Source organism: Bradyrhizobium sp. LVM 105 (assembly GCF_003957705.1).
Lineage (GTDB): Bacteria > Pseudomonadota > Alphaproteobacteria > Rhizobiales > Xanthobacteraceae > Bradyrhizobium > Bradyrhizobium frederickii.
This window is the reverse complement of sequence record NZ_QZMV01000010.1, coordinates 54,759-80,711: the sequence shown is the minus strand read 5'-3', so window position 1 is coordinate 80,711 and position 25,953 is coordinate 54,759. Positions and strand designations below refer to the sequence as shown.

The 25,953-nt window shown below is 65.4% G+C and carries 24 protein-coding genes; 8 read left to right on the top strand and 16 right to left on the bottom strand.

Going from position 1 to position 25,953, the window contains the following annotated elements; genetic code table 11:
- The first annotated feature begins 15 nt into the window (after window positions 1-15).
- From D6B98_RS25370 to D6B98_RS25355, 4 genes are all read left to right on the top strand, one after another.
- Window positions 16-1,164 (top strand): alpha/beta hydrolase, encoded by a 1,149-nt coding sequence (locus D6B98_RS25370; protein WP_126259628.1) that lies wholly within the window; start codon window positions 16-18, stop codon window positions 1,162-1,164.
- A gap of 68 nt (window positions 1,165-1,232) precedes the next feature.
- Window positions 1,233-2,204: an iron exporter MbfA gene (mbfA, locus tag D6B98_RS25365; protein ID WP_126259627.1), complete on the top strand. Its 972-nt coding sequence runs from the start codon at window positions 1,233-1,235 to the stop codon at window positions 2,202-2,204.
- A gap of 249 nt (window positions 2,205-2,453) precedes the next feature.
- Window positions 2,454-3,926 carry an amidase gene (locus tag D6B98_RS25360; protein ID WP_126259626.1) on the top strand — a complete coding sequence of 491 codons (1,473 nt, stop codon included), beginning with the start codon at window positions 2,454-2,456 and terminating at the stop codon, window positions 3,924-3,926.
- A gap of 419 nt (window positions 3,927-4,345) precedes the next feature.
- Entirely contained in the window at window positions 4,346-5,689 is a 1,344-nt protein-coding gene (locus D6B98_RS25355; protein ID WP_126259625.1) for a putative hexosyltransferase, read from the top strand.
- A 24-nt stretch (window positions 5,690-5,713) separates the two neighbouring features.
- Here D6B98_RS25355 and D6B98_RS25350 read toward each other — a convergent pair whose 3' ends face one another.
- A complete protein-coding gene (locus tag D6B98_RS25350) occupies window positions 5,714-6,802 on the bottom strand; it encodes a Zn-dependent alcohol dehydrogenase (RefSeq protein ID WP_126259624.1) in 1,089 nt (362 codons plus the stop codon).
- A gap of 73 nt (window positions 6,803-6,875) precedes the next feature.
- Window positions 6,876-8,660, bottom strand: a complete 1,785-nt coding sequence (locus D6B98_RS25345) for an acyl-CoA dehydrogenase family protein (RefSeq protein WP_126259623.1) — start codon at window positions 8,658-8,660, stop codon at window positions 6,876-6,878.
- Window positions 8,661-8,890: 230 nt separating this feature from the next.
- Between D6B98_RS25345 and D6B98_RS25340 the strand changes: the two genes are divergently transcribed.
- Together D6B98_RS25340 and D6B98_RS25335 are read left to right on the top strand one after the other, a co-directional pair.
- Window positions 8,891-9,592 carry an SDR family NAD(P)-dependent oxidoreductase gene (locus tag D6B98_RS25340; RefSeq protein ID WP_126259622.1) on the top strand — a complete coding sequence of 234 codons (702 nt, stop codon included), beginning with the start codon at window positions 8,891-8,893 and terminating at the stop codon, window positions 9,590-9,592.
- Between the two features lie 118 nt (window positions 9,593-9,710).
- Entirely contained in the window at window positions 9,711-10,541 is an 831-nt protein-coding gene (locus D6B98_RS25335) for an enoyl-CoA hydratase (protein ID WP_126259621.1), read from the top strand.
- A gap of 191 nt (window positions 10,542-10,732) precedes the next feature.
- Here the strand turns inward: D6B98_RS25335 and D6B98_RS25330 are convergent, their stop codons facing one another.
- Both D6B98_RS25330 and D6B98_RS25325 read right to left on the bottom strand, forming a co-directional pair.
- A complete protein-coding gene (locus D6B98_RS25330) occupies window positions 10,733-11,356 on the bottom strand; it encodes a GNAT family N-acetyltransferase (protein ID WP_126259620.1) in 624 nt (207 codons plus the stop codon).
- Window positions 11,357-11,424: 68 nt separating this feature from the next.
- Window positions 11,425-11,628 (bottom strand): DUF1127 domain-containing protein, encoded by a 204-nt coding sequence (locus D6B98_RS25325; protein ID WP_126259619.1) that lies wholly within the window; start codon window positions 11,626-11,628, stop codon window positions 11,425-11,427.
- A 110-nt stretch (window positions 11,629-11,738) separates the two neighbouring features.
- Between D6B98_RS25325 and D6B98_RS25320 the strand changes: the two genes are divergently transcribed.
- Complete coding sequence (locus D6B98_RS25320; protein WP_126259618.1) at window positions 11,739-12,638, top strand: transcriptional regulator GcvA; 900 nt, start codon at window positions 11,739-11,741, stop codon at window positions 12,636-12,638.
- A gap of 140 nt (window positions 12,639-12,778) precedes the next feature.
- Here D6B98_RS25320 and D6B98_RS25315 read toward each other — a convergent pair whose 3' ends face one another.
- The 3 genes from D6B98_RS25315 to D6B98_RS25305 are packed head-to-tail and all read right to left on the bottom strand — an operon-like array spanning window position 12,779 to window position 15,385.
- A complete protein-coding gene (locus D6B98_RS25315; protein ID WP_126259617.1) occupies window positions 12,779-13,192 on the bottom strand; it encodes a Rieske (2Fe-2S) protein in 414 nt (137 codons plus the stop codon).
- The gene (locus D6B98_RS25310) at window positions 13,192-14,301 is read right to left on the bottom strand and encodes an amidohydrolase family protein (protein WP_126259616.1); all 1,110 of its coding nucleotides are present in this window, start codon (window positions 14,299-14,301) and stop codon (window positions 13,192-13,194) included. Before D6B98_RS25310 ends, D6B98_RS25315 begins: the two co-directional genes overlap by 1 nt.
- A 25-nt stretch (window positions 14,302-14,326) precedes the next feature.
- Window positions 14,327-15,385: an amidohydrolase family protein gene (locus D6B98_RS25305; protein ID WP_126259615.1), complete on the bottom strand. Its 1,059-nt coding sequence runs from the start codon at window positions 15,383-15,385 to the stop codon at window positions 14,327-14,329.
- Between the two features lie 144 nt (window positions 15,386-15,529).
- On the opposite strand from D6B98_RS25305, the gene D6B98_RS25300 reads away from it, so the two are divergent.
- The gene (locus tag D6B98_RS25300) at window positions 15,530-16,012 is read left to right on the top strand and encodes a CinA family protein (RefSeq protein ID WP_126259614.1); all 483 of its coding nucleotides are present in this window, start codon (window positions 15,530-15,532) and stop codon (window positions 16,010-16,012) included.
- Window positions 16,013-16,210: 198 nt separating this feature from the next.
- On the opposite strand, the gene D6B98_RS25295 is transcribed toward D6B98_RS25300, so the two are convergent.
- The 9 genes from D6B98_RS25295 to D6B98_RS25255 all read right to left on the bottom strand — a co-directional run bounded on the left by D6B98_RS25295 (window position 16,211) and on the right by D6B98_RS25255 (window position 25,768).
- Complete coding sequence (locus D6B98_RS25295; RefSeq protein WP_164718854.1) at window positions 16,211-16,486, bottom strand: DUF1488 family protein; 276 nt, start codon at window positions 16,484-16,486, stop codon at window positions 16,211-16,213.
- 79 nt (window positions 16,487-16,565) lie between these two features.
- On the bottom strand, window positions 16,566-18,035 hold the full coding sequence (locus tag D6B98_RS25290) for an AMP nucleosidase (RefSeq protein WP_126259613.1): 1,470 nt from the start codon (window positions 18,033-18,035) through the stop codon (window positions 16,566-16,568).
- Between the two features lie 247 nt (window positions 18,036-18,282).
- The gene (locus D6B98_RS25285) at window positions 18,283-19,617 is read right to left on the bottom strand and encodes an HlyD family type I secretion periplasmic adaptor subunit (protein ID WP_126259612.1); all 1,335 of its coding nucleotides are present in this window, start codon (window positions 19,615-19,617) and stop codon (window positions 18,283-18,285) included.
- A 10-nt stretch (window positions 19,618-19,627) separates the two neighbouring features.
- Window positions 19,628-21,376, bottom strand: a complete 1,749-nt coding sequence (locus D6B98_RS25280; RefSeq protein WP_126259611.1) for a type I secretion system permease/ATPase — start codon at window positions 21,374-21,376, stop codon at window positions 19,628-19,630.
- Window positions 21,377-21,634: 258 nt separating this feature from the next.
- Window positions 21,635-21,904, bottom strand: a complete 270-nt coding sequence (locus D6B98_RS25275; RefSeq protein ID WP_126259610.1) for a GlsB/YeaQ/YmgE family stress response membrane protein — start codon at window positions 21,902-21,904, stop codon at window positions 21,635-21,637.
- Window positions 21,905-22,129: 225 nt separating this feature from the next.
- On the bottom strand, window positions 22,130-23,104 hold the full coding sequence (locus tag D6B98_RS25270; RefSeq protein WP_126259609.1) for an ABC transporter ATP-binding protein: 975 nt from the start codon (window positions 23,102-23,104) through the stop codon (window positions 22,130-22,132).
- A complete protein-coding gene (locus D6B98_RS25265; protein ID WP_126259608.1) occupies window positions 23,101-24,516 on the bottom strand; it encodes an amidase in 1,416 nt (471 codons plus the stop codon). The genes D6B98_RS25270 and D6B98_RS25265 overlap by 4 nt, the downstream gene beginning before the upstream one ends.
- A complete protein-coding gene (locus tag D6B98_RS25260) occupies window positions 24,513-24,710 on the bottom strand; it encodes a hypothetical protein (RefSeq protein ID WP_126259607.1) in 198 nt (65 codons plus the stop codon). Before D6B98_RS25260 ends, D6B98_RS25265 begins: the two co-directional genes overlap by 4 nt.
- Window positions 24,707-25,768, bottom strand: coding sequence for an ABC transporter ATP-binding protein (locus tag D6B98_RS25255; protein WP_164718853.1), 1,062 nt, complete (start codon window positions 25,766-25,768; stop codon window positions 24,707-24,709). The genes D6B98_RS25260 and D6B98_RS25255 overlap by 4 nt, the downstream gene beginning before the upstream one ends.
- Window positions 25,769-25,953 lie beyond the last annotated feature (185 nt).

The following is a 25,953-nucleotide window of genomic DNA, read 5'->3' as shown; positions in this document are numbered from 1 at the left end:
TGACGAGGAAACATCATGGCCGATCTCCCCGAAATCCCGCTCCCCACCGGCATCCGCTCGCGCACCATCGACGACGTCAACGGCCTGCGCATGCATGTGCTGGACGCGGGCTTCGAGACCAGGGGGCGGCGCTGTATTCTCTTGTTGCACGGCTTTCCTGAACTCGCCTTCTCCTGGCGCAAGGTGATGCCGGCGCTTGCCGCGGCCGGCTATCACGTGATCGCGCCGGACCAGCGCGGCTATGGCCGCACCACGGGATGGAGCACTGACTACGACGGCGATCTCGCGCCGTTCTCGCTGCTCAACCTGGTGCGCGACGCGCTCGCCCTGGTGTCGGCGTTCGGCTACAGGCAGGTCGACGTGGTCGGACATGATTTCGGCAGTCCGGTCGCAGCCTGGTGCGCGCTGATCAGGCCCGACGTGTTTCGTTCGGTGACGCTGATGAGCGCGCCGTTCGGCGGAGCGCCGCCGCTGCCGTTCGACACGATCGACACATCGGCAAGGCCGCCGATCGATGACCCCGTTCATCGCGAGCTCGCCGCGCTGCCGCGTCCACGCAAGCATTATCAGTGGTACTACTCGACGCGCGAGGCCAACGCCGACATGCACCGCGCGCCACAGGGCCTGCACGATTTCCTGCGCGCCTATTACCATCACAAGAGCGCGGACTGGGCCGGCAACAAGCCCGCTCCGCTGACATCGTGGTCGGCGAACGAGCTGGCAAAGCTGCCGACCTATTACGTGATGGATCTGAACGAGACCATGGCGGAGACGGTTGCCAAGGAGATGCCTTCGCCCGCGGCGATCGCCGCCAACCAATGGCTGCCGGACAGCGAACTCGCCTATTACGCCGCCGAATATGGCCGCACCGGATTCCAGGGCGGGCTGCAATGGTATCGCTACGGCACGTCAGGCATGCTGAACAACGAGCTGCAATTGTTCTCCGGCCGCAGCATCGACGTGCCCTCCTGCTTCATCTCGGGCAAGCAGGATTGGGGCACTTACCAGCGTCCCGGCGTGTTCGAGGCGATGCGGGCGCGCGCCTGCACGCAGATGCTCGGCTGCCATCTCGTCGACGGTGCCGGCCATTGGGTGCAGCAGGAGCAGCCGGCCGAGGTCGGCCGCCTGTTGCTCGACTTCCTCGCAAAAGCCGGCACGGCCTGATTTGACCCGGGAACAATGGGCTCCTATATAGTTTAGAATAATTCTAAACTACTGAAAACAGGGCAGCCGTGAAGACTTTTGCCGATCTGACCGAGCGCGAGGTGCTGGCGGTCGCGATTTCCTCGGAAGAGGAAGACAGCCGCATCTACATGGCCTTCGCCGAGGACCTGAAGGAACGCTATCCGGACTCGGCCAAGCTATTCGAGCAGATGGCCGAGGAAGAGCGCGGCCATCGCCACATGCTGCTGGAATTGTACGAGCAGCGTTTCGGCCAGCATCTGCCGCCGATCCGCCGCGAGGACGTCAAGGGCTTTCTGCGCCGTCGCCCGATCTGGCTGACCAAGAACCTGCCGCTCGACACGATCCGAAAGGAAGTCGAGACCATGGAGCTCGAGGCGGAGCGCTTCTATGCGAAGGCCGCCGAGCAGGCCGAGGACGTCAACGTGCGCCGGCTGCTCGGCGACCTCGCCGAAGCCGAGAAGGCTCACGAGCACACCGCCGCCAGACTGACCGACGAGATCCTCAGTCCCGACGTGCGCGCCGAGGAAGATCGCACGCGGCGGCGGATGTTCGTGCTGCAATATGTGCAGCCGGGCCTCGCCGGCCTGATGGACGGCTCGGTCTCGACGCTGGCGCCGCTGTTCGCCGCAGCCTTCGCCACCCACCAGAACTGGCAGACGTTTCTCGTCGGCCTTGCCGCCTCGATCGGCGCCGGCATCAGCATGGGCTTTGCGGAAGCGCTGTCCGACGACGGCTCGCTGACGGGGCGCGGCTCGCCCTGGCTGCGCGGCGTCACCTGCGGCGCGATGACGACGCTCGGCGGGCTCGGCCACACCGCGCCCTATCTCGTGCCCGACAGCTGGGCCAACGCGTTCTGGATCGCAACGGCGATCGCCTGCGTCGTGGTGTTCTTCGAATTGTGGGCGATCGCCTTCATCCGCTCGCGCTACATGGACACCCCGTTCCTCCAGGCCGTGTTCCAGATCGTCCTCGGCGGCGCGATCGTGCTCGCGGTCGGGATATTGATCGGGGCGGCGTAGACGCTCCGACCTCAGTGTCATTCCCCGCGAAGGCGGGGACTCCAGTATTCCAGAGAAGCTTGTGATCGGACCGAGAAGCCGCGGCGTACTGGATCGCCCGCCCCAGTGCGCAAGTGCGCACAAGGCGGGCGATGACACCGGCGGACGCCGCCTTCCCGCGATTTCGAACATCAATCGCGATCAAGCAGCCGTTGCGGCATTCGGCCAAACTGCACATCATCGTCCGACAACAGGAACAGGAGACGCGCGGTGGCCAAATCGGAATGGAGTTTCAAGAGCGCGGTCGAGCTGTCGGCCGCATTGCGCGCGAAGAAGGTCTCGGCGGTCGAGCTCACCCAGGGCGCGATCGCCCGTATCGAGCGTCACGACGGCAAGATCAACGCGATCTGCGTCCGGGATTTCGATCGCGCCCTTGCTGCCGCGCGCGAGGCGGACGTAGCCCTGGCACGCGGCGAGCGCAAGCCGCTGCTCGGCCTGCCCGTGACGGTGAAGGAATCCTTCAACATCGCCGGCCTGCCGACCACCTGGGGATTCCCGCCGCAGAGGGATTTCAAGCCTGCCGAAGACGCCTTGCCGGTGGCACGCATCAAGCAGGCCGGCGGCGTGATCCTCGGCAAGACCAACGTGCCGGTAGGCCTCGGCGACTGGCAGAGCTACAACGACATCTACGGCACCACGAACAACCCCTATGATCTCGGCCGCACGCCGGGTGGATCGTCCGGAGGATCGTCGGCAGCCCTCGCCGCAGGCTATTGCGCGCTCGCCACCGGCTCCGATATCGGCGGCTCGCTGCGTGTGCCGGCCTTTCATTGCGGCATCTTCGCGCATAAGCCGACTCTCAATCTCTGCCCGGCCCGCGGCGAGACCCCGCCGCCGTTTCCGGCGATTCCGCGCGAGGGCGACCTCGCCGTCATCGGGCCGATGGCGCGCACGGCAGCAGATCTCACCCTGCTGCTCGACGTCATGGCCGGGCCGGATCCGCTGGACGCCGGTGTCGCCTACAGGCTCGACCTGCCCGCTGCACGGCATCATTCGTTGCGGGACTTTCGTGTCCTGGTGATCGACAGCGACCCGCTGTTGCCGACCGACGGTGACGTCCGCGGCGCAATCGACAGGCTCGCAACCGATCTGTCGAAGGCCGGCACGAGGATCGCGCGCGAGAGCGGCCAGCTCCCGGACTTCGCGGAGACGTCGCGGCTCTACATGCGCATGCTCCTGAGCTTTCTCGGCGCGTTCTTCCTGCCGGATGAGCTTGCGGATGCGCAAGCCGGGGCGAGCCAGCTTTCGCCCGAGGATCGCAGCCTCGGTGCGGAGCGACTGCGCGGCATCACCGCAAGCCACCGCGCCTGGGTGCTCGACGCAGGCAGCCGCGCTGGCCTGCGTGCGCAATGGCGCGCGCTGTTCAAGAGCTTCGACGCGGTGATCTGCCCGATCATGCCGACGCCGGCCTTTCCGCATGACCATTTGCCGGACCAGAGCCTACGGCGTATCAGCATCGACGGCAGGGATTACCCCTATTCCGATCAGCTCGCCTGGCCGGGTATCGCGACGTTGCCGGGCCTGCCTTCGACGGCCGTTCCGCTGGGCCTGTCGAAGGACGGCCTGCCTGTCGGCGTGCAGATCGTCGGCCCGTGGCTGGAGGATCGCACGCCGCTCAAGCTTGCCGAGCTGATCGAGCGCGAGTTCGGCGGGTTCGTGCCGCCGAAGATGTTCGACGATTAGTCGCCCGTCATGGCGAGAAGCTCTTGCGACGAGGCAATCCGGAAATCCGTCCGCGCTGGTAGATCGGATTGCTTCGCCTCCGCCTTCGCTCTTCGAGCTGCGGCGGACAAGTCGCTCGCGATGACGGCGTAAAACAATGTCGAGATTCCGGGTTCGCGCTCCGCGCGCCCCGGAATGACAGCGGAAGAGATCGACGGCCGCCTGTAAAGAAATCGCTAACCAAACAATCTTTTCCCAAGCAATGTGCAAACTGCACATCTGAGATTTATACAACTAGCAATTGTTCTCCCGTCAAGACTGCAAGTCACGAAAGGATCGTCAGGAGGCTTGGACCTCGCGGGCGTCACGACAATGCGCTGCGAAGTTCGAAGTGCTTGTGAACCTGGCGAAGGGTACCGCTCGAAGCCAAGAGTGATTGCGTGACAGATGACACAATCGAGATAGGCGCGCTCCGCGAGCCCTATCATCGCGTCAATGCAGGCCAATCGCTGCCCGAGAGATGGCGCATTCCGATCGTCCTCATGCTGACGTGTGGATTTGCGGGCCTTGCACTCCGTTACCTCGCCCGGGGGCACACCAACAGCGACGCCTTCCAGTTCCTGATCCCCTGGTATGTCTTTGCCCGGGATCATGGCATCGGTGCGCTGGCCGAGCCCTTCACCAACTACACCCCGTTCTACAGCTACCTCCTGCTGATCGCCGCCCCCTTTGATTGGCTCGGCCAGCCACTTTCGCTCGTGAAGATGATCTCGGCGATATTCGAGCTCGGTTGCGCGATCGTTGCCGCGCAGATGGTCTGGCGAGCGACAGGGGTGCCATTGCGCGCGTCCATGGCCTTCTGCTCGGTCTGGCTCGCACCGACGGTGCTTTTCAATGGAGCAATGTGGGGGCAGGCCGATTCGATCTGGACCTTCTTCGCGCTGCTGTCCGTGGCGATGTTCATGCGCAACCGAAATGGCGTTCTGCCTTTCGCCGTAGGCTGTTCGGTGAAAGCGCAGGGCGTGTTCCTGGGACCGTTCGTGCTCGGCATGATCTTGCGCCGCAAGATTCACCTGGCGTGGCTTGCCGCCATTCCGGGAGTCTATGCGATCCTCGCCATTCCGGTTCTCGTTGCAGGCCGATCTCTGGTCTCCGTGCTCGGCATCTATCTCGGCCAAGCCGCCACGTTTCATCACCTGACCATGAATGCAGCGAACGTCTGGGTGTTCGCAGGAGGAACGCCGTACACAGTCGGGGTTGCCATTGGCCTCGTGCTCGCGGCAGCGAGCGGGCTTGCCCTATCGATCTTCATCGCACAGTCCAGGCGGACCGGGCCGGAGTTCATTCTGCTCGTCGCATGCGCGTCGCTCATTCTCATGCCATACTTGCTTCCGAAGATGCACGAGCGCTACTTCTACGGGTTCGAACTTGCGAGCATCGCCCTGGCCTGCCTCAACCTGCGCTATTTGCCGTTCGCGGTGATTGCCCAGGTCGACGGCGTGTTATCCTATCTTGCATTCGAGAGCGAGATCGTCATGGGCCTGTTGCCGGCGGCGCTCTGCAACACCTTTTTGGTGTTCTACCTCGTGCTCGATCTCCGCCAGGGCGAACGCGGATTTCGCCTTCCAAGATTGGCCTGGCTTGGCTTCATTGCGTCGACGGCAGGATTGTTCTCCTATTTGCTCTTCGCAGGTGCCGGCCTGAACATATCCCCTGCCTATATGCTCGCCGCGGGCCTCGCCGCGCTCATGACGCTGTTGCTCATAAAGGAGTCGCGCGCCTGATCGGGCGCGCCGGCATCGGCCGTTCTAGCTGTCGAACACGATCACGCTGCGCAGCGTCTTGCCGGCCTTCATGTTGGCAAAGCCTTCGTTGATCTCGTTGAGCTTCAATTTCGCCGAGATCCAGTCCTCCAGGTGCAGCCGGCCGCGCAGGTAGAAATCCACCAGGCGGGGCATGTCGACGCGAAAATGGTTCGAGCCCATCGACGAGCCCTGGATCCTGCGCTCGCGCAGGAAGTCGAAGCCGTGCAGCTCGATCTTCTGGCCGAACGGAATCATGCCGACGATGGTCGCGGTGCCGCCCGAGGCGAGCATGCCGAACGCCTGCTCGGCGGTCTCCTTGCGGCCGAGCACCTCGAAGGAGTGATGCACGCCGCCATTGGTGAGGTCGCGCACCTGCTTCACGACGTCGCCATCCGCCGGGTTGATGATGTCGGTGGCGCCCAGCTTGGTCGCGAGCTGGAGCTTGGCCGGGTTGGTGTCGATGGCGATGATGCGGCCGGCGCCGGCGATCTGCGCGCCGTTGATCGCGGCCATGCCGACGCCGCCGCAGCCGATCACGGCGACGGTCTCGCCGGCCGTCACCTTCGCCGTGTTCACCACCGCGCCGTAGCCGGTGATGACGCCGCAGCCGATCAGCGCGGCGAGATCGAGCGGCATTTCTTTGCGGATTTTGACGATGGCGTTCTCGTGCACCAGCATCTGCTCGGCAAACGAGGACAGGTTGAGGAACTGGTGCAGCTTCTCGGGCTTCGACCATTGCATCCGGTTGGAGACGCCCGGCAGCATCTTCACCGTGGTGTCGGTGCAGAGCACGGTGCGGCCGGTGGTGCAATTGTCGCAGGTGCCGCAGAACACGGACAGGCAGGTGACGACGTGGTCGCCCGGCTTGACGTAGGTGACGTCGGAGCCGACCTGCTCGACGACACCGGCGGATTCATGCCCGAGCACTGCGGGCAGCGGATGCGGATAGAGCCCCTCCATGAAGTGCAGGTCGGAATGGCAGAGGCCGGCGACCGCCGTGCGGATCAGGACCTCGCGCGGACCCGGCTTCGGCAGGCTGACATCCTCGATGACGAGCGGCTGGTTGACTTCATGGAGGACGGCGGCCTTCATCGGTGTTTCCCCGTTGTTATGATTATCGTTGCGCGCAGACTTCATCTCTCCCCTTGGGAGAGGTGAAGGCAGCCTACGCCGCCAGAACCAGTTCGCCAACCTCGCTCATGCCGGCATCGCGATCGCCGAGCAGCAACACGGCGATCTTCGCTTGCGCGGCATTTTCCGTCAGCCGGAACGAATCGCTCGGCGACACCCTGTGGTCGACGACGAGCCGCGACAGCAGCAGCCGGCGCGCGTCGCCGCGCATGGCATGAATGCGGTGCGCTTCCCAGGCGAGCGCCACCGCGCTGGCAACATGATAGAGCAGACTGGTGGCGCGCCGCGCGTCGGCTTCGTTTTCCGACTTGCCCGCAACCTCGCGCGCAAAATCCACGGCGCGATCGGTGAGGCCGCGCAGCTTGTCGCGCCAGGCCTGCGGCACGGACGCGCTATCATCGAGCCGCGCATGCAGATCGGCTGATAGTGCGGATTCCGCGCCATGGCGGCCGACCGCGCGCCGGAGCGCGTCAATCGCAACGATGTTGCCGGTACCTTCCCAGACCGAGCCGAGATGCGCATCGCGCAACAGCCGCGCGGTGGCGAACTCCTCGATATAGCCGATGCCGCCGCGCATCTCGAGCGCATCGCCGCAGACCTTTCGGGCGTCGCGGGTGGCGCGGAATTTCAAGGTCGGGGTGAGGATGCGCAGCAGCGCCGCCGCATCCTGGCTGCCGGCTTCGGCGCGGTCGAGCGCGTCCGCGGTGAGGAAGCTCATCGACAGCGCCTGCTCGACCGGCAGCATGATCTTCAGCATCTGCCGGCGGCCGAGCGGCAGGTCGATGATGCGGCTGCCGAACACCACGCGGTTCTTCGCGACCGTCATGGCATCGTGATAGGCGCGGCGCATCAGCGCGGTGGATTTGACGCCGTTGGAGAGCCGCGACGAGTTGACCATCTCGGCCATCTGCACGAAGCCGCGGTCGAGCTTGCCGACCGCGTACGCAATCGCGCCTTCGAGCTTGATCTCGCCCGAGGCCATCGAACGCGTGCCGAGCTTGTCCTTCAGGCGCACGATCCGGTAATGGTTCTGCGCGCCGTCGTCGAGGAAGCGCGGCATCAGGAACAGGCCGACGCCGCGCGTGCCTGGGCCGGCGCCTTCGGGGCGCGCCAGCAGCATCACCACCTTGGCATCCGCATTCGAGCAGAACCATTTTTCGCCATAGAGCCGCCAATGGTCGCCCTCCTGCACCGCGCGGGTGGTCAGCGTGCCGACGTCGGAGCCGCCCTCCTTCTCGGTCATGAACTGGCCGCCTTGCGTCAGCTTGCTCATGTCGGTCGTGGTCAGGCCGTCGAGATATTTCGACTTGAGCGCCTCGCTGCCGAAATTTGCCAGGAGCTTGGCGCAGCCGTCGGTGACGTTGATCGGACAGCCCATGCCGAATTCAGTCTGGTTGAACAGGAAGGTGAAGGCGTGCTTGGCCACCACGGGGTATTTGTCCGGCCAGCCCATGATGCCCTTGCGGATCGAGAGGGCATGAATGCCGAACTCGCCGAATGCGGCATTCTCCAGCTCGCGATAGGCCGGGTGATACTCGATCGACTGCACGTCGCGGCCGAACTTGTCGCGCTGGTGCAGCACCGGCGTATGCCGGTCGGCGAGCCGCGCGCATTCGTCGAGCCGGCCGCCGGCGAGCTCGCCGAGGCGGTCGAGATGCGGCTCGATATGGCGAAACAGCGGCTCCGGCAGATGGATGCGCAAGAGATCCGTCAGCGCGGGATCGGCGCGGTAGAAATTCATGCCTGTGGTATCGGGCGCCAGCAGGCCGGATGGCTCGGCCGCGGCGTTGTTCGGCTGTGCTGGGGCCGGCTTGTGCATGGTCGTCCTCTGTCGTTTCCGCCGTGCGGACATTTTACGCTGACTTGGCGCTTGCCGCTTGGGATGATGTCGATCATGCTCCAGCGGCGGAGAGCGATAAAGCCGCAAATTGTCAGGGAGGCATGATCGCAATGATGGAGCAATTCGCTCTGCGGAATTGTGACTGCGCCGGCTGGTTGTTCGCGTAGGCATGCATAGATCAACGGCTCCCCATCCTGAGAGACCACGCCATGGAACATCCGAAATACAAGATCGCCCTCATCGTCGGCGCCGGCGAAGGCCTCAGCGCGTCGCTGGCGCGGCTGCTCTCCGCCCAGAATATTCGCGTGGCGCTGGCCGCCCGCAAGATCGAGAAACTTGGCGCGCTCTGCAGCGAGACCGGCGCAAGGGCCTATGCCTGCAACGCGGCGGATCCGGAGGAGGTCGAGCGGCTGTTCGGCCTCGTCGAGCGCGAGATCGGTACGCCCGACCTCGTGGTCTACAACGCCAGCGGCCGCACGCGCGGGCCGTTCGTCGACCTCGTTCCGGCCGACGTCGCCAACGCGATCGCGGTCAGCGCCTATGGCGGTTTCCTGGTGGCGCAGCAGGCCGCAAAGCGCATGCTGCCGAGCAAGCACGGCGCGATCCTGTTCACGGGCGCCTCGGCCAGCGTCAAGGGCTATGCGCAATCGGCCTCGTTCGCGATGGGCAAGTTCGCGCTGCGTGGACTGGCACAGAGCCTGGCGCGCGAGCTGTCGCCGCAGGGCATTCACGTCGCCCATTTCGTGATCGACGGCGGGATCCGCAGCGCGGCGCGGACGGAAGCGGCGGACAGACCGGATTCGATGCTCGATCCCGATGCGATCGCGCAGAGCTATTGGAACGTATTGCAGCAGCCGCGCAGCGCCTGGAGCTGGGAGCTCGAGCTGCGGCCCTGGGTGGAGACATTCTGAGGCGATAACATCACAACAACCGTCATTGCGAGCGAAGCGAAGCAATCCAGAGATGTCTCCACGGAAGCAGACTGGATTGCTTCGCTTCGCTCGCAATGACGAAAGAAAGGGAGGATCAATGACCACCGAAACCACCATCGACACCGGCACCAACGAGCTGCTCTGCGTCATTCGCGACCGCGTCGCTGTCATCACGCTGAACCGGCCGGAGGCGCGCAATTCGCTGTCGGACGCGCTGACGCCGGCGCTGCGCACGATGATCCGGACCTGTGGCGAGGATCGCGACGTCGGCGCGCTGCTGCTCACCGGCGCGGGCGAGGCGTTCTGCGCCGGCGGCAACGTCAAGGGCATGGGTGCGCATCGCGACCCCAAGAAGCTGGACATGTCGATCGAGGAGCGGATCGCCGATCTGCAGGAGCGGCAGCGGCTGCTGACCGGCGCGCTGGTGTCGGTGCGCAAGCCGACCATCGCCGCCCTGCCCGGCCCCGCGGTCGGCGCTGGTCTTGCCATCGCCATGGCCTGCGACATCCGCATCGCCGCGCAATCCGCCTTCGTCGCCACCGGCTATGCCCGCATCGCGCTGTCAGGCGATTACGGCATCGCCTGGCTGCTGACGCGGCTGGTCGGCACCGCGCGGGCGCGAGAATTGATGTTCACCGGCGACCGCGTCGATGCCGCGCGGGCCGAAGCGATCGGGCTCGTCAACCGCGTCGTGCCCGACGACAAATTGCAGACCGAGGCCTTCGCGCTGGCAAAGTCGCTCGCCGAAGGACCGCGCCTCGCGCTGCGCTACATGAAGGACAATCTCGACGAGGCCGTGCTGTTCGACTTCGAGACCGCGCGCGACCATGAAGCCGAGCGGCTGGTCCGCCTGACCACGACCGCCGATCACAAGGAGGCGGTGCAGGCGTTCATCGAGAAGAGGAAAGCGGTGTTCACGGGGAAGTAGGCGCCTCGACGTCCACGGCGTCATTCCGGGGCGATGCGGCAGCATCGAACCCGGAATCCATCGGGCCGCGAAACGCGCGGTGAAATGGATTCCGGGTTCGCGCTGCGCGCGCCCCGGAATGACGCTGGAGAGAGATCGCGAGGGCAAAAAAAAGCCCGGCTGGCTTCACCAGGCCGGGCTTCTCAGTGATGTCAGGCCGAGGCTGAGGGGCGTTCGGCCTGACGGGAAAGGGCGGCGAGGCGCCAGCTCGCGCAGGGGATGTCTTTCGATGCGACCTGGATCTCCTTGTCGAAGCGCACCAGCTTCCAATCGTCGGGATGATTGACGAACGTGAAGCCGGATTTGCGCGCGAGCGAGACCATGGTCTCGTTGGAGCGCAGCGTCTCGCCGAAGATGTGCTCGGCGCCAAGGGCGGCGGCGCGGCATTCGAGGTTCTTCATGAGTGCGGTGGCGATGCCGTGGCCCTGCCAGCGGTCGTGGACCGACAGGCCGAACTCGAGCGTCGCGGCCTCGGGATGCAGCGCGTAGCGCGCCTCGGCGACGATGGTCTCGAAGCCGTCGACCATCATGGTTGCGACGATCGTGAAGCGCTCGCGATCGCCGATCTGGAGAAAGTCGTGCAGCAACCCTTCCGGCAATTCGCTGATGGCGCCGAAGAAGCGGTTGTATCGCGAGCGGGTCGAAAGCGAGCGGAAGTAGTGCTGGAGCTCCTCGGTGTCGCGCGGCTCGACGAAGCGGACGTTGAGCGCCTCGCCATGCCGGGTGCGCAACGTGTCCGAATATTGCTTCAGCTCTTCCAGGCGAAGGGTGCTCATGACACAGGCCATCCGGGAAAGGGACCGCCGGCGCCCCTGTGCTCAGGCGGCGCCGGCCTGGCGGCCAATCAGGCCCGCCAGAAGGGTTTCTCGGCCTCATAGGCGATATCGGACCAGGACAGTCCGACATCCTGGAGATCGCGTGCGGTCCAGTGGGTGAGCTCACGCCTGGTCCGGTAGCGCTCATACCAGACGTGAAGCGTCTCGCCGATCTGCTCGATCAAGCCAGGCGCATGATGATTTGTCATCGAGGTGTGGGTCAACGTAGACATTTTGAGCTCCTAGAGCTAACTTGAGTGCTAATATCTGCTTCCTAGTGCACTGCGACAAACGACAATTTGTACCCATTCGCATGAAATAACGTCATGTATCCTGCTGCCAAATGACTGCCAGATTGCCGTCCCTGAACGGATTGCGGGCATTCGAGGCCGCCGCGCGCCATCTCAGCTTCACGTTGGCGGCCGCCGAGCTGAACGTGACGCAGACCGCGATCAGCCATCAGATCCGACGGCTTGAGGAGGAGCTCGGCATCCGCCTGTTCATCCGGCAGAACCGCGCGCTGGCCCTGACGCCGGAAGCGCGCGACTATCTCCCTGGCGTCCGCGCGGCCTTCAACGACCTGCGGCTTGCGACCGACCGGTTGCTGCGCAAGGACGACGACAAGGTGCTGACGGTGTCGACGCTGGCTTCGCTCGCCGCGAAATGGCTGCTGCCGCGGCTGAGCGATTTCCAGGAGCAGCATCCCGGCATCGACGTCCGCATCACCACCTCGACCAGCCTCGTCGACTTCCAGCGCGACAATGTCGATGCGGCGATCCGCTACGGCCGCGGCCAGTGGCCGGGCCTGCGCGCCGACTGGCTGATGGCGGATGAGCTATTTCCGGTGTGCAGCCCTTCGCTGCTGCGCGGCGACAAGCCGCTGCGCCGGCCGGAGGATCTGCGCAACCATCCGCTGCTGCACACCTCGAACGCCAACAGCGATGACTGGCGGCTATGGCTGACCGCGGCGGGACTGCCGGCGGACATCGCAAGGCAGCCGGGCATCACCTTCGACATGATCTTCATGACCATCCAGGCCGCGATCGACGGCATTGGCGTGGCGATGGGGCGGACCTCCTATGTGCAAGACGACATCGCCAAGGGCCGGCTCGTGGTGCCCTTCAAGATCGCGCTGCCGGCCGATGCCGGTTTCTACCTGGTCGCCCCGGAGGGCCGCCGCGAGTCGCCGAAGCTCACCGCGTTCCGCCAATGGATGCTTGCTGCCACCCAAAATAAAGCCTGAAAAATCGGCGGCTTCTTCCCCCTGGGATGTCATTCCGGGGCGCCTCGAAGAGGCGAGCCCGGAATCCATTTCTCCCAGCACTTTTGTTGCGCGATGGATTCCGGGCTCGCGCTACGCGCGCCCCGGAATGACAGTGGGGCTTACAGCTCCACCACCACGTAGTCGCTCTCGACGCTCACCGGAATCGTCTCGGCGACATACGGCCCCTTCACCACGCTGGCACCCGGCTCGACATGGGCCGGATAGGCCTTCACGCGGAAGCGGCGCGGGTCGCAATAGGATTGGCCGGTGCGGATGTCGAACTCCCAGCCGTGCCACGGGCAGCGGATGATCTCGCCGAGCCTGGTGTATTCGATCTCACCAGGGTCCTTTGACTGCGCGAGCCCGATCAGCGGGCCCTCGCACAGCGCCGCGCCCTGATGCGGGCAGCGGTTCATCAGGCCGAAATATTCGCCCTTGATGTTGAAGACCGCGATCGGCCGCCCGTCGATCTCGAGGAATTTTCGCGTGCCCGGCGGAAGCTCGTCGACCGCGGCAATCACATGACGCGCCATCAAGCTAGTCCATAGAGCTTCTTCGCATTGCCGAGATAGAACGCCTCGCGATTGGCTTCGCTGACGCCGGCCGGCAGGACGCGCGAGGGCTCGTCATAGTCCCAATGCGGATAGTCGGTCGCGAACAAGAGCCGGTCCCAGCCGATCCAGTTGATGACGTCGAGCAGATCCTCGCGGCTTTCGGGATCTTCCATCGGCTGCGTCGTCCACCACACCTGCTCGCGGATATATTCCGACGGCGGCCGCTTCACATGCGGCACCTCGCTGCGCAGGCGTTGCCAGGCCTTGTCGAGCCGCCAGGCCAGCGACGGTGCCCAGCCGAAACCGGCCTCGATCATCACCATCTTCAGCTTCGGGAAGCGCTCGAACACGCCTTCCAGCACGAGGCTCGCCAACGCCGATTGCTGGCACTGCGAATGCCCGACCATCTCCTCGATGTAATAGGATGGCCAGCCCGATGGCGTGATCGGGTTGCCGCCGAAGCCGAAGGCGTGAACGCCGACAGGGAGCCCCGCTTCCTCCGCGGCCTGATAGATCGGCCAATAGCGGCGCTGGCCGAGCGGCTCGACATTGCGGCTGAGCAGCAGCACCTGCACGAAGTTCTTGTCGCCGGCGCGCTCGCGGATCTCGGCGGCGGCCGAGAGGCCGTCCTCATTGCCGACGACGATCGAGGCCTTCAGCCGCTTGTCCTTGCTGGTCCATTTGTCGATCTGCCAGTCGTTGATCGCCGAGCACAGCGCGGCCGACAGCTCGTGATTGCGGATGCCCTGCCCGGTGTTGAGCGGATTGAGCACGCCCAGCTGCACGTTGTTGGGATCGAGCAGCTGCTTCTGCATGAAAGAGAGCGAGGAGCCCTGCGGCCCGCCTTCCGGCGGATAGGCGTCACGACGCGAGGCGTTGGGCTGCGCCTTTGGGTAAGGCGGGCCTTCCATCATGCCCTGATAGGCGTGCACGCCGTAGACCTCGAGATGATGCTGCCAGCGTTTGGCGAGGTAGGGATAGAGCTCGGTGCGGGTGGCGCGTGCCGGATGGATGTCGCAGTCCGCAATCGCGGTTTTGACGGTCAGCGGGGAAGCGGCTTCTTGTTTCTCGCGGAACTGGATATTCATCGCCTTGCCTCCTTTGGCAGCGGGCTCACGTCAGGCGGGGATAGGTTGCATGCGGATTGTCGATCATGATCTTGCGCACGAGATCGGGGGACAGCCCTTCGGGCAGCGCGTCCTGGCCGTCGAATTGCCAGTGCGGATAGTCCGTGGAGAATAGGACCAATTCGTCGGACTGCATATGCTCAAACAGGCGATTTAATGTCGCCTCGTCCGGCGGTGCATCAAATGGCTGTAACGAGAAGCGGATGTTGCTTCGCACAATGTCGAGCGGCGCGCGATCGACCCACGGCGTCTCCATCCGCACCCCGCGCCAGAACTTGTGCAATCGCCAGAGATAGGGCGAGATCCAGGAGATGCCCGATTCCAGCAGCACCATTTTCAGGCGCGGATATTTGGCGAACACGCCCTCGACGATCAGGCTGGTGAGCTGGGTCTGGAACGCCTGGGCCTGACCGACATAATCCTCGATGTGGTAGGACCCCCATCCCACGGCGGTCGGCGGATTGTGATAGGCGGAACCCGCATGCACGCCGACGGGCAGTTCCAGCCGTTCCGCGGCTTCGTAGATCGGCCACAGCGCGCGCTTGCCGAGCGGCGTGTCGCCCATGACCAGCATCAGCACCTGCACGAAGCGCTTGTCCTGCGCACAGCGCTCGATCTCGGCCACGGCCTTCTCGACGCTCTGCGTGGGGATCACGATCGAGCCGCGCAGCCGCGGATCGCGGTCGAGCCATTGCTTCACGAGCCAGTCGTTCAGCGCACGGCATAAGGCCGCCTGCATGTCCTCGGAGAACACCATCTGCACGCCGTAGAGCGGATTGCAGATGGCATGCTTGAGCTTGAAGGGATCGAGCACATGACGCTGCATGTCCTCCAGGCTCTCGCCGGGTTTGCCTGTCTCGGGACGCCAGTCGGGACGCGCCGTGATCGGCGAGTTCTGCGGATAGGATTGCGAGATGAGGTCGACCATGCCGCGCGTCGTCACCTGATCGCGCCAATATTCGTTCAGGTACGGCAGCAGGCTGGTCAGATGCGGCACGGCCGGATGCACGTCGCAATCGATGCCGCCGGCGATCAGGGACGCCATCACGTCTCCCTTCTCACGTTTCCTCGCATGTCTTTTTTGTCCCCGCCATTCAAGCAGGCCTGCCCGTCGCCCGCAACTCGGCCAAGGCTTCCGGCATATGCTAGGAAGGCGCAGCTCGGTTGCGGGAAACGAGAGGTTCAGGGAATGAAAGAGCTCGTCGGCATTGCGGAACAGATCGCCGCCAAACTGATCGCGCGCAAACAGACCATTGCCGTCGCCGAATCCTCCACCGGCGGCCTGATCGCCGCCAGCCTGCTCGCGGTACCCGGCGCGTCCGCCTATTTCCTCGGCGGCGCGGTGGTCTACACCCGGGATGCCAGGCGCGTGCTGATGGATATTTCGGACGAAGGAATGAAGGGCTTTCGCTCCTCGTCGGAGCCCTACGCGCAGCTGCTGGCCGGGCAGATGCGAACGCGCTTCAACAGCGACTGGGGCCTGTCCGAGACCGGCGCAGCCGGCCCCACCGGCAACCGCTACGGCGACGCCGCCGGCCACAGCTGCATGGCGATTGCGGGGCCTGTGTCGGAGGTGATGACGCTGGAGACGGGCAGCAACGACCGGCTCGGCAACATGCAGATGTTCGCGGCGACCGCGCTGAAGCTGTTGCTGGGGAAGCTGGAGGGGTGACGCTGGTGCCGCTCGCAGCAATCACGATTTCAGAACCGTCATCCTGAGGTGCTTCCCTTGCATCGCAAGGGGAGCCTCGAAGGACGACGGCCCGGCTGCACCTCGGCCGCTCATCCTTCGAGGCTCCGCACGAGGCGCGTTGCGCCTCGTGTCTCGCACCTCAGGATGACGGTGAGGAACCGTTGCTCGAGTTCAACGTCACCGTCCCAAATGCCGCATGAAGATCCGCACCACATATCCCTGCACCCGCGGCGCTTCGTCATAGACATCCGACGCGATCCGCTCGATGGACTCGCGCAGCGACAGGAACTGCGCCTGCCGCGCGCTGCTCTCGGTGCCCTGCATGCCCGCGAGCTCGTCCATCGCGGCATCGCTGATCTGGCAATGCACGACCTCGCCGTCGTTCAGCATGGTGAAGCGAAAGGCCAGCCGTTCACGGTCGTGGCCGATGATCCTGTCCCGCGTCAGTGGCATCAAGTCGTCCCGGTCGAGCCCCCGCGACGGACAATGCTGAAAATCGCTCCGATTGTCAGCAGCAAAGAGCAGCTTCGCCCTACTGGAACGCCACCTCGGCAAAACTGCGAAGCTTCCGCGAATGCAGCCGCTCCGATTCCTGCTGCTTGAGCCGCTCCAGCGCCTTCAGGCCGATCTCGAGATGTTGGCCGACGCGGCGGCGGTAGAATTCGCTGGCCATGCCGGCGAGCTTGATCTCGCCGTGCAGCGGCTTGTCGGAGACGCACAGCAAGGTGCCGTAGGGCACGCGGAAGCGGTAGCCGTTGGCGGCGATCGCGGCCGATTCCATGTCGAGCGCAACGGCGCGCGATTGCGACAGGCGGCGGATCACCCCGGGCCCGGAGATCTCCCAATTGCGGTTGTCGACGCTCGCCACCGTTCCCGTGCGCATCAGGCGCTTGAGCTCGAAACCTTCGAGGCCGGTGACGTCCTCGACCGCCTCTTCGAGCGCGACCTGCATCTCGGCCAGCGCCGGAATCGGCACCCACGGCGGCAGCTCGCGGTCGAGCACGTGATCCTCGCGCACATAGCCGTGCGCAAGCACGTAATCGCCGAGCCGCTGCGTGTTGCGCAGGCCTGCGCAATGGCCGAGCATCAGCCAGGCATGCGGGCGCAGCACGGCAACGTGGTCGGTAACGTTGCGCGCATTGGACGGGCCGGTGCCGATATTGATCAGGGTGATGCCGCGATAGCCCGATACGACCAGATGGAAGGCCGGCATCTGCGGCATTCGCGCCGGCGCGGTGCCGCTGATCGCGCCGCCGCTCTGCGTGATGAGATTGCCCGGCGCGACAAAGGCATCGAGGCCGGCCTCACCCGATTGAAGCCGCTGCTGACAGAGCTGCGCGAAAGCGTCGACGTAGAACTGGTAATTGGTGAAGATCACGAAGTTCTGGAAATATTCGGGATCGGTGCCGGTGTAGTGATAGAGCCGGCGCAGCGAGTAATCGACGCGGGCGGCGCGGAACAGCGACAGCGGCTCGGGCGCACCGGGCCGGAGCTCAAACGTGCCGTCGGCGATGGAATCGTCGATGGCGGCGAGATCAGGCACGTCGAACGCATCGCGCAGCGATCGCGCGACGGACGAATTCTCGCTGGTGGTGATGGCGGCCTCGATATTGATGTCGCGGCGATAGGCGAAATGGATCGGGATCGGCTCGGCCGATTCGCCGATCTCGACGGGCACGCCGTGATTCTGGATCAGCAATCCGATCTGCTCGACGAGATAGCTGCGGAACAGATCCGGCCGCGTCACGCTGGTTTCATGCACGCCGGGCCCGGCGACGAAGCCGTAGGCGAGACGCGAATCCAGCCGCGCATGCGTCGCGGTGGTGATGCGTACGAAGGGATAGTAGGCCCGCACCCGCGTGGTGACGGCCTCGCCGCCGACATAGGCCTCGAACCGCTCGCGCAGGAACTTTGTGTTGCGCTCGTAGATCTCTTCGAGGCGAGCGACGGCGAGGGACGCGTCGGAGAAGGATTCGGTGGCGACAGAGGGAGGAGATTGCATTGTTCGACCGCCGGGTTGCTGTTGCAATCGCAGTATAGCAAACTGGTAGCCAAGTCGTCATTGCGAGCGCAGCGAAGCAATCCAGAAATCTGTCCGCGGAGACAGTCTGGATTGCTTCGCTGCGCTCGCAATGACGAGGCCAGCAGTGCCGTAGGGTGGGCAAAGCGAAGCGTGCCCACCAATATGCTCATCGTGTGAAAGATCGTGGGCACGGCGCTTTGCGCCTTTTGCCCACCCTACGCGCGCGTCATTTCTCCCTGAACGCGCGCATCAGCTGGTCGTGCAGCGGCTTCATCAGATAGGACAGCATGGTGCGGTCGCCGGTCTGGACGAAGGCTTCCACGGGCATGCCGGGAATCATCTTGACGTCCCCGAGGCGGGCGATCTCTTCGGCCGGCATCGAGACGCGGATGGTGTAGTAGCTCTGGCCGGTGCGCTGGTCGGTGGTGACGTCGGGCGAGACGCGGCTGACGAGGCCGTTGAGCTCGGGCGTGGTGCGCTGGTTGAACGCGGAGAGGCGCAGCAGCGTCTTCTGGCCGATCTGGAGCTTGTCGATGTCGACCGGATTGACCTTGGCCTCGACCTGGAGGTCGTCGGCCTGCGGCACGATCAGCATGAGAGCGTCGCCGGCGGTGACGACGCCGCCGATCGTGTGCACGTTGGATTGCAGCACCATGCCGTCCTGCGGCGCGCGGATGTCGATGCGGCGAAGCTGGTCTTCGGCAGCGACCTTGCGCTCGATCAGCTCGCCGATCTTGTCGTTGGTCTCGCGCAGATCCTTGGAGACTTCGCTCACCACGTCCTTGTCGACCTGGATGATCTGCAACTCGGTCTCGGTGATCTTGCCCTTGGCCTGGGCGCGCGCGGCGATGTACTGCGCGCGCTCGCCGTTGAGACGCGCCGAGTCGCGTTCGAGCTGGGTCAGGCGCGAGAGCTGCACCAGACGCTTGTCGTAGAGATCGCGCACGCCGGTGAGTTCGTTCTGCACCAGCGCGATCTCCTGGTCCTTGGCCTTCTCCTGGGCGCTGAGACCGGCGATCTCCTCGTTGAGCTGGGTGATGCGCTCGCGCAGCTGCGCCTTCTGTCCGGCGCGGCCGTTGACGCGGACGTCGAACAGTTTGGTTTCGGCGGAGAGCAGCAGCCTGACGTCGGGATCGTTGGCGCGTTCGAGCAGGGTTTGCGGAAATTCGATTCTGTCGACGCCGCGCTGCTCGGCCTGCAACCGCGCCCCGCGCGCCTGCGCGGCATCGAGATTCTTGGTGACGATGGCGAGGTTCGCCTTGGTGACGGTGTCGTCGAGCCGCACCACGATGTCGCCGGCCTTGACCAGATCGCCGTCGCGGGCGCGCACCTCGCCGACCACGCCGCCGGTCGGATGCTGCACCTTCTTGACGTTGGATTCGACCACGATCTGGCCCGGCGCGATCAGCGCGCCCGAGATCAGCACGGTCGACGCCCAGCCGCCGAGACCGACCACCAGCACCAGCACGATGCCAAGTCCGAGCAGGAGGTGAAACTTGATCGAGTCCCGAACGGTCTTCTTCGCGCCGGGCTTCGGGCCGCCGATGGCCATCGTGCTCATGGCATTGTGCTCATGGTTTGGCCACTCCGCCTTCGCTGACGATCTTGATCGGCGCCGGCGGCGTCGCGCGCGGCTGCAGCACCTGGGCCAGCACCTGTTCCTTCGGGCCGAACGCCTGCATACGGCCGTCGCGCAGCACCAGAATCTGGTCGACCGCCTCGACGCCAATCGGGCGGTGCGCCACCACGACGACGATGGCGCCGCGCTCGCGGGCGGCGCGGACGGCGCGGGTCAGCGCCTCGTCGCCTTCGGTGTCGAGGTTGGAGTTGGGCTCGTCCAGCACGATCAGGAACGGATTGCCGTAGAGCGCGCGCGCCAGCGCCACGCGCTGGGCCTGGCCTGCCGAGAGCGCGGTGCCCTGCTCGCCGACTTGCGTGTTGTAGCCCTCGCGCATCTTGATGATCATCTCGTGCACGCCGGCTTCTTTCGCCGCCGCGATGATGGCGTCGGACGTCGCCTCGGGATCGAACCGGCTGATGTTCTGGGCAATGGTGCCGCCGAACAATTCGACGTCCTGCGGCAGATAGCCGATGTGCCGGCCGAGCATGTCGGACGACCATTGATCGAGCGCCGCGCCGTCGAGCCGCACCTTGCCGCGCACCGGCTGCCAGACCCCGACCAGCGCGCGGATCAGCGACGACTTGCCGGAGCCGCTCGGGCCGATCACGCCGAGGCCGTTGCCCGCACTGAGCGTGAAGGTGATGTCCTGCACGATGAGGCGCTGGTCGCCGGGCGGCACCATGGCGACGCCTTCGACGGAGAGCCGGCTGGTGGGCGCCTGCAATTGGGTCGGCGTCGCCTGCGCCGGCATCTGCTCCAGCAGGCGGGTGAGGCGGTGCCAGCTCTGGCGCGCCGCGGCGAAGGATTTCCAGTGCGCGATGGCGAGATCGACCGGCGCGAGCGCGCGGGCGGAGAGGATCGAGCCGGCGATGATGATGCCCGCGGTCGCCTCCTGGTGGATGACGAGATAGGCGCCGACCGCGAGCACGGCCGATTGCAGCATCATGCGCAGCACCTTTGCGACCGCGCCGAGACCGCCGGCGACATCGCTGGCGCGCTGGTTGCCGGAGAGATATTTTTCGTTGGCCTCGCTCCAGCGCTGGTTCATCCGGCCGGCCATGCCCATCGACACCATGACTTCGGCGTTGCGGCGGCTGGCCTGGGCGAGATCGTTGCGCTGAGCGGCAAGGCCCATCGCCTCCTTCGCCGGCTGGCGGGACATGAATTCGGTGACCAGCGTCAGGCCGACCAGGATGACGGCGCCGATCAACGCGGTGACGCCGATCATGACGTGGAAGGCGAAGCAGATGGCGAGGTAGAGCGGCAGCCAGGGCAGATCGAAGAACGCGCTCGGGCCCATGCCGCCGAGGAAGGAGCGGACGTTGTCGAGATCACGCAGCGGCTGGAGACCTTCGTTGCGGCTGCCGACCAGCAGCGGCAGGCGCACGATGGTGTCGAACACGCGCTTGTTGAGCGCCTCGTCCAGCGCGGTGCCGATCCGCCCCAGGATCCGGTTGCGGATCATGTCGAGCACGCCTTGCGCCATGTAGAGGAAGCCGGCGAGGATGATCAGGCCGACCAGGGTCGGAATGCTGCGGCTCGGCAGCACCCGGTCGTAGACCTCCAGCATGAAGATCGACCCGGTCAGATAGAGCAGGTTGATCATGCAGCTCATCAGGCCGACGCCGACGAACGCCGTGCGACAGGCGCGCAAGGCGTCACCGAGCTCTGAACGGCGGGCGCCAGGGGCTGCCATCAGTCTGATCTCTTTCTGGCGGGGCCAAAGCCCCTGATTTCACGGGCAATTCAGGATACGTGCCCCGAATTAACATCATGTTGGCGCGGCGTCCAACGCGGGCCGGTTCATTCAGAGCCCCGATCGGCCACATCTACTCCTGGCGGCCGAGCACGCAAGTCCGGTATTTCACAGTCTTTGCGGCTTTTTGGTGCAGACATCGCCGCCTCTCCCCAGGTCTGGAAGAGGCGGCAAGTTCCGATCGATCGAGCCGGGCGGCTGCTAGAGCCGGCCGCCGCCCCGCACCAGCCGCACCACCAGCAGCAGGATGACGGCGCCGATGGCGGAATAGACGATCTCGGAGATCAGGCCCGTGCCGAGGCGGATGCCGAGCTTTGGAAACAGAAGGCTCGCCACCAGCGCACCGCAGATGCCGATCACGATGTCGCCGATCAGGCCGAACCCGGCGCCCCGCACGATCTTGCCGGCAAGCCAGCCGGCCACCAGGCCGACGAACAGGATGACGAGCAGGCCTTCGTTGGAAATGTGCATCGGTGAGGTCCCTCTCCATGAACGGCCGCATGGAACGGGAACCGGGATGAATGCAGTGTGAATGCCGGGCGCCGATGAAAAACTCGAAAACAACCCCCTGCACAGGTAGGGGCGCCCGCTTCTCGGCACCGGCTCAACTGTGACAAGTCGGTGATGAAAGTTTGAAGTTAAGAGTGCGGCGGCTCTTTACCTTCCTCCGCAAGAGCGGGGCGAGGACCGCATCGGCTACGTCGCGACCACCGGCTCTGCCAGCACGCATCGTGCCGCCCGCCCCGGGCTGACCTCCACATTCGCAGGCAGTTGCTCCAGGCAGCGCGGCTCGGCGAGCTTGCAGCGGGGGGCGAAGGAGCAATTGTGGGGCTTTTCGGCCAGCGAGGGCGGCGTGCCGGGGATGGTCTCCAGCCGCTGGCCCCGCTTGGCGCCGTGGATGGTGGAGGCGAGCAAGCCCTTGGCATAGGGATGCACCGGCGAGCGAACGATGTCGCGCAAGGTCCCCTGCTCGACGATCTGGCCGGCATACATCACCGCGACACGGTCGCAGATCTCGATGGCGACGCCGATGTCGTGGGTGACGAAGATCACGGACATGCCGAACTCGCGCTGCAGCTCGCGCAGCAAGAGCAGGATCTGGATCTGCACGGTGGCATCGAGCGCCGTGGTCGGCTCGTCCGCCAGCAAAATCTTGGGCCGGCAGGCCAGCGCCAGCGCGATCATCGCGCGCTGGCGCATGCCGCCCGACATCTCGTGCGGATAGGCATCCAGCCGCCGCTTCGCCGAGGGGATGCGCACGACCTCGAGCATCTCGAGTGCACGAGCCCTGCCCTCCGCATGGGTTTTGCCTTCGTGGCGCACGACGCTTTCCGCGATCTGCGTGCCGATGGTGTAGACCGGATCGAGCGCGAGCGCAGGCTCCTGGAAGATCATCGAGACGGTCTGACCGCGGAACGACGACAATTGCTCGTCATTCATGGCGAGCACGTCCTGCCCCATGACGTTGACCTTGCCCGAAATCTGCGTGCGCTTCTTCGGCAACAGCCGCATCAGCGCGCGCAGCGTCACGCTCTTGCCCGAGCCGGACTCGCCGAGCAGGCCGAGCACCTCGCCATCACCCAGCGACAGGCTGAGGTCGTTCACGGCATAGACCGTGCGCTCACCGGTGAAGCGGATATTGAGGCCTGAGATCTCGACGAGCTTGGTCATGACGGCAGTTTCGGCAATCGATCGTGATAGTCGGTGGCGCGCTGGAAGGCGGCGCCGATGGTGAGCAGGGTCGCTTCATCGAAGGAGCGGCCGATCAGCTGCATGCCGACAGGCAGGCCGCTTCTGGTGAAACCCGAGGGCACGGTGAGCGAGGGCAGACCAAGGAAGTTCACCGGGCGGGTGAACAGCGTCAGCCGTTGCAGCAGCGCCGGCGCGTTCGGGCCGCCGCCGACATCGCTCTCCTCGATCGTTGGTGCCGGCACCGGCGAAGCCGGCGCGATCACCGCATTGACGCCGGCTGTGGCGGCGTTGTGCGCGGCCAGCGCCGGCCCGCGCCAGCGCATGGCCTCCAGATAGGTGATGGCGGGAACGGCGAGGCCGTTCTGAAGCCGCATCAGCACCTGCGGGCCATAATCCTGCGGGCGCTCGATCATCCAGCGCTTGTGGAAGGCGGCAGCTTCCGCGGCGAGCACGAGCTGGCTCGCCGAGGACAATTGCCGCTGATCCGGCAGCTCGACCTTGACGATGTCGGCCCCCTCGCGCTTGAGCACCGCGATGGTCTCGTCCAGCACGCGCGCGACCTCGGCGTCGAGATCGTCGACGTAGAACGAGGTGGGGACGCCGATCTTGAGGCCTTTCAACGAGCCTTTGGTGGCGCCGACGTAGTCCGACAGCGGCTCCTGGCTGCAGGTCGAGTCGGCGGGATCAGGGCCGGCCATCAGCGCCAACAGCAGCGCGCAGTCCTCGGCGGTGCGGGCCAGCGGGCCGACGGTGTCGAGCGATTGCGACAGCGGCATCGCGCCGGCGCGGCTGACGCGGCCGACCGTGGTCTTCAGCCCCGTCACACCGCAGAAATGCGCGGGCATGCGGATCGAGCCGCCGGTGTCAGAACCGAGCGCCGCATAGGTCAGCCGCGCCGCGACCGCCGAGCCGGAGCCCGAGGACGAGCCGCCGGTGATGTGCGCGACGTTCCAGGGATTGCGCACCGGACCGTAATGGGCGTTGTGGCCGGTCGGGCCATAGGCGAATTCGGCCAGATGCAGCGTGCCGAGGCGGACCTGGCCGGCGTCCTTGAGCCGTTGCAAGGCGGTGGAGGTCACGGTCGGCACGAAGTCGCGGCGGATCAGCGAGCCGCAGGTCGCGACATGGCCAGCGTCGTAATACATGTCCTTGTGCGCGAGCGGCACGCCGTGCAGCGGACCGCGGACCTTGCCCGCGGCGAGCTCGGCATCGGCGGCCTCGGCCGCCTTTAGCGCAGCCTCCGCCTCAATCGACATGAAGGCGTTGAGATGCGGCTGCCATTGCGCGATACGGCTGAGCAGCGCGCGCGTCACCTCATGCGAGGACAGCTGCTTCATCGCGATCGCGCGCGCGACCTCGGTGAGCGTCATCAAGGCAGGCTCAAGGCTCATTTCGACACCTTCTGCGTCTGCACGATCGGGTAGAGCGCGGGCTCGAGATCGAACGGCAGCGTACCGGCGATGGTTGCAAAGCCTTCGAAGGCAGGTCCGATGGAGCTGGAGATGCGGGTCGCGATCTCGTCATCCACGGGCACGCCGGCGATTTGCGCGATGGGCTTGATCTCTTTCGGCGTCGGTCTCGTCATGCGGTCTTCTCCCTGGGCGCGCGGCTATGGCCAGAACCCGGTATAGCCATGTAACACGCGGCCTCGTGGCCCATTCTATCGAGCGCGGTGAGCTTTGGGGTCGCATTTGCGCAGAGCGGCTCCGCAAACGGGCAACGGGTGTGGAAGCGGCACCCCGAGGGCGGATCGATCGGGTTGGGCGGATCGCCCGTGATCGGCGGCGTTTCGGTGCGCCTGTCGGGATCGGAGGACGGCATCGCAGCAAGCAGTGCGCGGGTGTAGGGATGCGCAGGGCTATCCCAGACCTGATCGACCGGACCGAGCTCGACCACCTCGCCGAGATACATCACCAGGACGCGGTCCGAGATGTAACGGACGACGTTGAGGTCGTGGCTGATGAACAGATAGGTCAGGCCGAACTCGCGCTTGAGGTCGACAAGCAGATTGAGCACCTGCGCCTCGACGGATTTGTCGAGCGCGGAGACGGCTTCGTCCAGGATCACCAGGCGCGGCGACAGCGCCAGGGCACGTGCGATGTTGACCCGCTGGCGCTGGCCGCCGGAGATCTCGTGCGGATAGCGGTTGGCGAAGTTCTCAGGGCGCAGTCCGACCTTGCCGAGCAGCTCACGCGCGAGGGTGCGCGCCGCGCCATCGGCCATGCCGTGCACCTTGGGGCCGAAGGCGATGGATTCCTCGATGGTCAGGCGCGGATTGAGCGAGGCGTAGGAATCCTGGAACACCATCTGCATGCCGCGGCGCAGCTCGCGCAGGCTCAGCGACTGTCCCACGGTCATGCCGTCATAGATGATGTCGCCGGTATCGCGCGGCATCAGATGCATCAAAAGCCGCGCGGTGGTCGACTTGCCGCAGCCGGATTCGCCGACAATGCCGACGGTCTCGCCCTTGGCGACGGCAAAGGTGACGTTGTCGACCGCACGCACGGTGCGCTTGGCGGCGAACAGCCCGCCCCGCACGGGAAAATGCTTGGTCAGCCCGTTAACCTGCAGCAGCGGCTGCGCGAGGCCGCCGACGTCCTCGACCGGCTCCAGCATGGCGGCGGAGGTGTTAGTTTCGCTCATGGCCCATGCCTCCCACCTTTGCGCATCGAGACAGGGCGACCGCATATGGCTGGTACTAAAGCCTCCATGCCGTCATGGCCGGGCTTGTCCCGGCCATCCACGCCTTGCCACGCGGAACGAAGAACGTGGATGCCCGGGACAAGCCCGGGCATGACGGCCGTCCATACGGCGCCATTGCGCATCTC